Source organism: uncultured Chryseobacterium sp. (genome assembly GCF_936933875.1).
GTDB lineage: Bacteria > Bacteroidota > Bacteroidia > Flavobacteriales > Weeksellaceae > CAKZIK01.
In genome coordinates this window covers 1-5,537 of record NZ_CAKZIK010000062.1, presented here as the reverse complement: position 1 = coordinate 5,537, position 5,537 = coordinate 1, and the positions used below count along the sequence as shown (strand labels likewise).

The 5,537-nt window shown below is 34.4% G+C and carries 4 protein-coding genes; 1 reads left to right on the top strand and 3 read right to left on the bottom strand.

Going from position 1 to position 5,537, the window contains the following annotated elements; translation table 11 throughout:
• Window positions 1-355: 355 nt before the first annotated feature.
• Window positions 356-3,007, bottom strand: coding sequence for a 4-alpha-glucanotransferase (locus tag Q0252_RS08660; RefSeq protein WP_297985393.1), 2,652 nt, complete (start codon window positions 3,005-3,007; stop codon window positions 356-358).
• Between the two features lie 71 nt (window positions 3,008-3,078).
• Entirely contained in the window at window positions 3,079-3,795 is a 717-nt protein-coding gene (locus tag Q0252_RS08655; RefSeq protein WP_297985392.1) for a hypothetical protein, read from the bottom strand.
• Window positions 3,796-3,900: 105 nt separating this feature from the next.
• On the opposite strand from Q0252_RS08655, the gene Q0252_RS08650 reads away from it, so the two are divergent.
• Window positions 3,901-4,779 carry an IS982 family transposase gene (locus Q0252_RS08650; protein WP_124803335.1) on the top strand — a complete coding sequence of 293 codons (879 nt, stop codon included), beginning with the start codon at window positions 3,901-3,903 and terminating at the stop codon, window positions 4,777-4,779.
• A gap of 106 nt (window positions 4,780-4,885) precedes the next feature.
• On the opposite strand, the gene Q0252_RS08645 is transcribed toward Q0252_RS08650, so the two are convergent.
• Window positions 4,886-5,537, bottom strand: a 652-nt coding sequence (locus Q0252_RS08645) for a DALR domain-containing protein (RefSeq protein WP_367174835.1), incomplete at its 5' end; no start/stop codon positions are given.

Here is a 5,537-nt window from a genome sequence, read left to right as displayed (position 1 = left end):
AGGTTTTAAAGCTCTAAGATACAAATTCTTGCAATAAAAAACAAGCTATTTTAAATCCAAAATACTAATAATCAGTAAATTATAGGTGGTTTAAGGAGAGACTAATTATCAAATGGAACATTTTTAATGTTTCATTCCTTTTATTTTTAAATTAAGTTTGAAAATCCATTTTTTCCTTAAAATGAAACTTTCTATCTTTTGGATATTGACGAATAATAAAAGTTAAACGAAAATTTAGATTTCGAATCAAAATTCAATTCAAGAATCAAATTTATATCTGATAATCAGAGCAATAATTTTCAACAAAAAAAAGCCTTTCAAAAATTTGAAAGGCTTTAAAGTTTATTTTTGCGGATTAAAATCGGTCACTGTTTTCAACCCAACTTGCAATTTTTTGATTGAACCTGTCTTTGGTTTTCAAATCTTCCAATTTCAGATGCATTCTGTATCTCCAATAATGTGGGAAAACTGCAGGATTGTTGATTCTCTCCTCATCCATATTCGGATTCATCAATTCTTGATCGGTTGCCAAAAATTCCTGAATAGGGAAAATCGCCAACATTGCATCTGTATAAAGATGTTGCTTCATTATCATTTCTGACAATTCCGGAGACAAATCCCAAGGCGCAGTTCCATATTGCCCTAATTGATTATTGAAATATTTTTGAGTCAAATTTCTATCCTCGTGCCACCATTGTCTCAGCGTAGAACTATCGTGAGAAGACGCTGTAACCACATTAAGATAACTTGCATTTTTCGGGTCGTACCAAGCTATATTTTCAGAAGGCATTCTTTGAACTTTCAAAGCGGTAATCGCCAACTTATCCATCACAACAGGAACCGAATCCGGAACCAATCCCAAATCTTCACCACAAATCAACATTGTTGTAGAATTCAGTAAAGCCGGTAATTTCTCCATCGCTTTCTGATACCAAAGTCCATCCTGACGTTTGAAGAAATAATCATTATAAACATCATTCAGTTTTGCTTTTTCCCAATCCGGAAGATATTTGTAAGACGTCGTTTTAGCAATATTAAATCTTGGATGATAAACAACGCCGTTTTCTGTTTCTTCAGTTAAGAATAAAACATTTCCGGCCAAAGAAATCAATTTTTCTTCTGCCCAATCCCAGGATTCTTTCTTGAAATAATCGGTTAATTTTCTCTGCGTATCAAATTCCGGTTTGAAAGTAATAGTTCCATTATGAGTATCAAAAAAATGATTTTGAACTTTGTCTTTCACATCTCCGAAGTTCTCCCAAAGAATCGGTTCATTCACAAATGGCTTCACATAACGGTCAAAGCTAAATGGAATCTGTCTGTCTGCAAATTCTTTCTCGGTCACAGGAAGCGCAGGATAAAAATATCCTAACAAACCTTGAGTTGCAGAAATCGGCATTCTCCAGATTCTGAAAAATCCTAGAATGTGGTCGATTCTCATTGCGTCAAAATACTGCTCCAGAACTTTGAAACGTTTTTTCCACCATTGGTAACCGTCGGCTTTCATCACTTCCCAATTATAAGTCGGGAATTCCCAGTTTTGTCCCAAATCGGAGAATTGGTCTGGCGGTGCACCGGCTTGGAAATCCATTCCGAATAATTCCGGTTCTGTCCAAGCTTCTACAGAATATCGGTAAATCCCAATCGGTAAATCTCCTTTTACGGAAATTCCCAATTTATGAAGATATTCTACAGCATCTTGAAGTTGCAAATGCAATTGATATTGCACCCAAGCGTGGAGCATCAATTGAGAATACTCTTTATGTTTTGGTGAATAAAGTGTCGCTACTTTTCCGGCAACATATTTTTTATGAGTCTTCCATTCATTAAAATTGGGCGTTTTGTATTTGTCTCTTAAAACACAAAATGCAGAGTAAGGCATCAGCCATTCCTCATTATCTTTAATGAACTTTTTGAAGTTTTTATCTTTAAGAATCGCTTCTTGATTTGCTTCGAAAACAGCCGTTGCATATTGCCATTTTCCGGAAATCATTTGCTCGTAGTCAATCAGACTCAAAGCATTCAGTTCTGCTTTTTTTGCATGATAATCTTCAACCAAATCTTTCGGCAAAGCATATTCTAATTTCTCAATCGAGAGATATTGCGGATGAAGTGCATAAACCGAAATCGCAGCATAAGGATAAGAATCTGTCCAAGTGTAATTCGCAGTTGTATCGTTAATCGGCAAAATCTGAATCACAGACAATTTGGTTTCATTAGCCCAATCTCCCAATTTTTTGATATCAGGAAATTCTCCAACACCGAAACCGTCATCAGTTCTCAAAGAAAAAACAGGAACCGCAACACCCGCAGAATGCCAAAGCGTATGATTATCGAATTTGAAGTAATGGTCTGCTTTTACGTAAAGAATATCCTTATTTGGATTTCCGAAAACCCAACGGTTTTCGCCTGGTTCTATGTAAAAAACCTTGCCGGTATTTTTATCTTTAATCGCGTATTTGTAAAGAATTGTCTGATGAGAATTGATTTCAACGCCGGTTTCCCAAACGCCGTAATCTGTTTCGCTCAGTTCAACAGCTTTTTCGTAATCCCAATTTCCCAGAGCATCCACATTTCCAACCAAAACCAATTGCCAGTTTGGATGATAAAGTGGCGCTTCTATTCTGAAAAGATGCGTATGCTTCTTAACTACCGGTTGTTTTGCAGGCTGAAAACCTTGCAAACGATTATGCAGAATTTTGTTGGTTAAATAATTTTCAGGAAAGTTTTTGAGATTCCATTGGTCAAAGATTACAAATTCTTTAAAACTGTTTGGAAGATTGAGCTTGTGAAAAGGAATCTCTTCCTCCAAAACTTCCCCATCTTCGTTCACGACAAGATATTTGTAGAGAATCGATTTTGAAAAATAATCAATTTCTGTGGTCCAGTTGTTATTTTCGGAATAGGTCAAGTCGTAGTCACGATGCTCGTTTTTGTCCTCAAACAGGCGCAAAACGAGTCGCTGGCCAACTTTTGTTCCGAAGTTAACACTAAAGTATAGTTTCATTTATTAAGGTCTATTAATATGGACGCAATTTAATGATTTATTGAATTATAAATAATATTCCTGTAAAAAAATCATTTTTTACCAATTTTTTCCAGATATGCACCAATATGATTATCCAAAGAAACGGTAAGTCCACCAATATTTTTGGCTTTCATATACATCAGAACCTGTTCATCTTGCAATGCAAACATTAGAAAATCGTTGAATTTATCAGGCGAAATTCCTGCTTCAGCAAAATATTCTAAGTCAATATTATTTTGAATCCAAACTAAACCTTCTTGTAAGTCTTCGTATTTGTAAAGTCGTTTTAGTCGTCTGGATTTTCCACTAATAGCATCATAAATATTTTGAATATTAACTTTAGGTGGAATTCTTAGGAAATCATCGGCTAAATCGGCTGGTTTTTCACGGGGTTTTTCTGGTCCTTTTGGTAATCCGATATCTTTTCTTAGTTTTTCTTCCTGAGATTCCGCAAGTCTTTTGTTGATGATTTTCACTTCTTCTATTTCCTGTGGCAATTGCTGAAGAACAACTTTGAATAAGTTATTGCTGATAATTATTTTCTCGCCTTTGTATCTTTCTTTAGCAAAACGAAGTTCGTCGCCAAATTTACCTTCAATGGAAAAATTTCCAACATTGTCTGAATAAACTTTTTGATTAGAAGTCATATTCACAATCAAAACCTTTGAAATAGGGTTGCTTTCCTCCGAAATCACTGTACCAGAAATCGTCTGAGAGCAAATTGCTATAGAGATTATGAGAAAGTAAAAGAATAGAAGTCTTTTCAAAATTGTTTAATTTTACCTGTTGTGCATTTAGGAATTTAAAAGAAAAAAGATTGTCCATTTGATTAAAAAATCGTAAATTTAATTGATTACCAAGTCATTAAATACATGAACAATCTTATTCAAAACTACAAAATTATTTTAAAAGAATTGACAAACACCTGTAAATATATTACTACAAGTAAGCAAATTAGGCTTCCAAAAATGTCTGATTTGGAACTTGTGGCACTCAACCTCACTGCAGAATATATGTCTATTAACTCTGAACTACAGTTATTTAGATGCATTTCAGGGACTGATTTGGATGGAAGAATTGAAAGGAGTGTCTACAATAAAAGGAAAAGAAAACTTTTTCCCTACATTGAAAAAATCAGAGAAACCTTGAGCAGCAAGTTTTCGGATTTCACCGATGTCTTTATTGTGGATTCCACGCCAATTGAAATCTGTAAAATAAGTCGGGCAAATCGTTCTGCAATCTGTTCCACGGATGAGATCAAACCTGCATATGGATATTGTGCCGCACAAAAATCTAGGTATTTTGGCTATAAACTTCATGCGGTTTGTGACAAAAATGGAATCTTCCACTCGTTTGATTTTTCCCCTGCAAACGTTCACGACGTGAACTATCTGCACGACATTAAGGAGAATTTTGAAAACTGTTTATTAATCGGCGACAGAGGGTACATCAGCAAAGAACTCCAACTGGATTTATTCAACTATTCCAAGATAAATCTTTCGGTTCCAATGCGTAAAAACCAGCATAATTTTGTGGACTTTTGCAAGACAAAATCAAAAATCAGAAAGAGGATTGAAACCAATATTTCGCAACTGTGCGGACAGTTCTTAATAAATATTAACCTCGCAAAAACCTTTCAAGGTTTGGCAACAAGAATAGTATCAAAAATAACTTCTTTTACCATGATTCAATATCTAAATTTTTTCGTCTTCAAGAGAAGTTTGAATAAGTTAAAAATTAATTTGTGCTAAATGCACAACAGGTTAATTTTATTCAAAAGTAAAGTTCTTTACTAAAACAAAAATACGGTTTAACTTTCGTTAACCGAATTTGTTGTTATTTATGATTGTAATGAATTTAATTCAGAACATAAGTCGTTCCCTCTCTTCCATCTTTCAGCTCGATTCCTTTTTCAAGAAGTTGGTCGCGGATTTGGTCAGAAAGTTCCCAATTTTTGGATTTTCTGGCTTGATTTCTCAAATCAATTAAAACCTGCAAAGTCTGGTCAAGCTTATCATTATTAGATTCCTCAATTGTTTCTAATCCTAAAACGTCAAAAACAATCGCATTTAAGAATTGTTTCAAATCTTCATAATCTTCTGTAGAAATACTTTCTTTACCCAATTTTGAAGCCGAAATAAACTTCACTGCCTCAAACAAATGAGAAATCAAAATCGGACTGTTAAAATCATCTGTCAAAGCTTCCAACACTTTTTCTTTCCAATTTTTATAATCAAAAGAAGAAGTTTCCACACCTTCCACCTGAACTTGTGTATTAAGAATTTTCACAGCTTCCATCAATCTGTTGAAGCCTTTTTCACTTGCCAGCATGGCATCATTCGAAATATCAAGAACACTTCTGTAATGCGCCTGTAAAAAGCAAAATCTCAACACACTTGGATGAAAAGCTTTTTCAAAGAAATCATTATTTCCGGTAATCAGTTCCATTGGAAGGATGTAATTTCCAGTGGATTTACTCATTCTTTGACCATTCATTGTCAACATATTG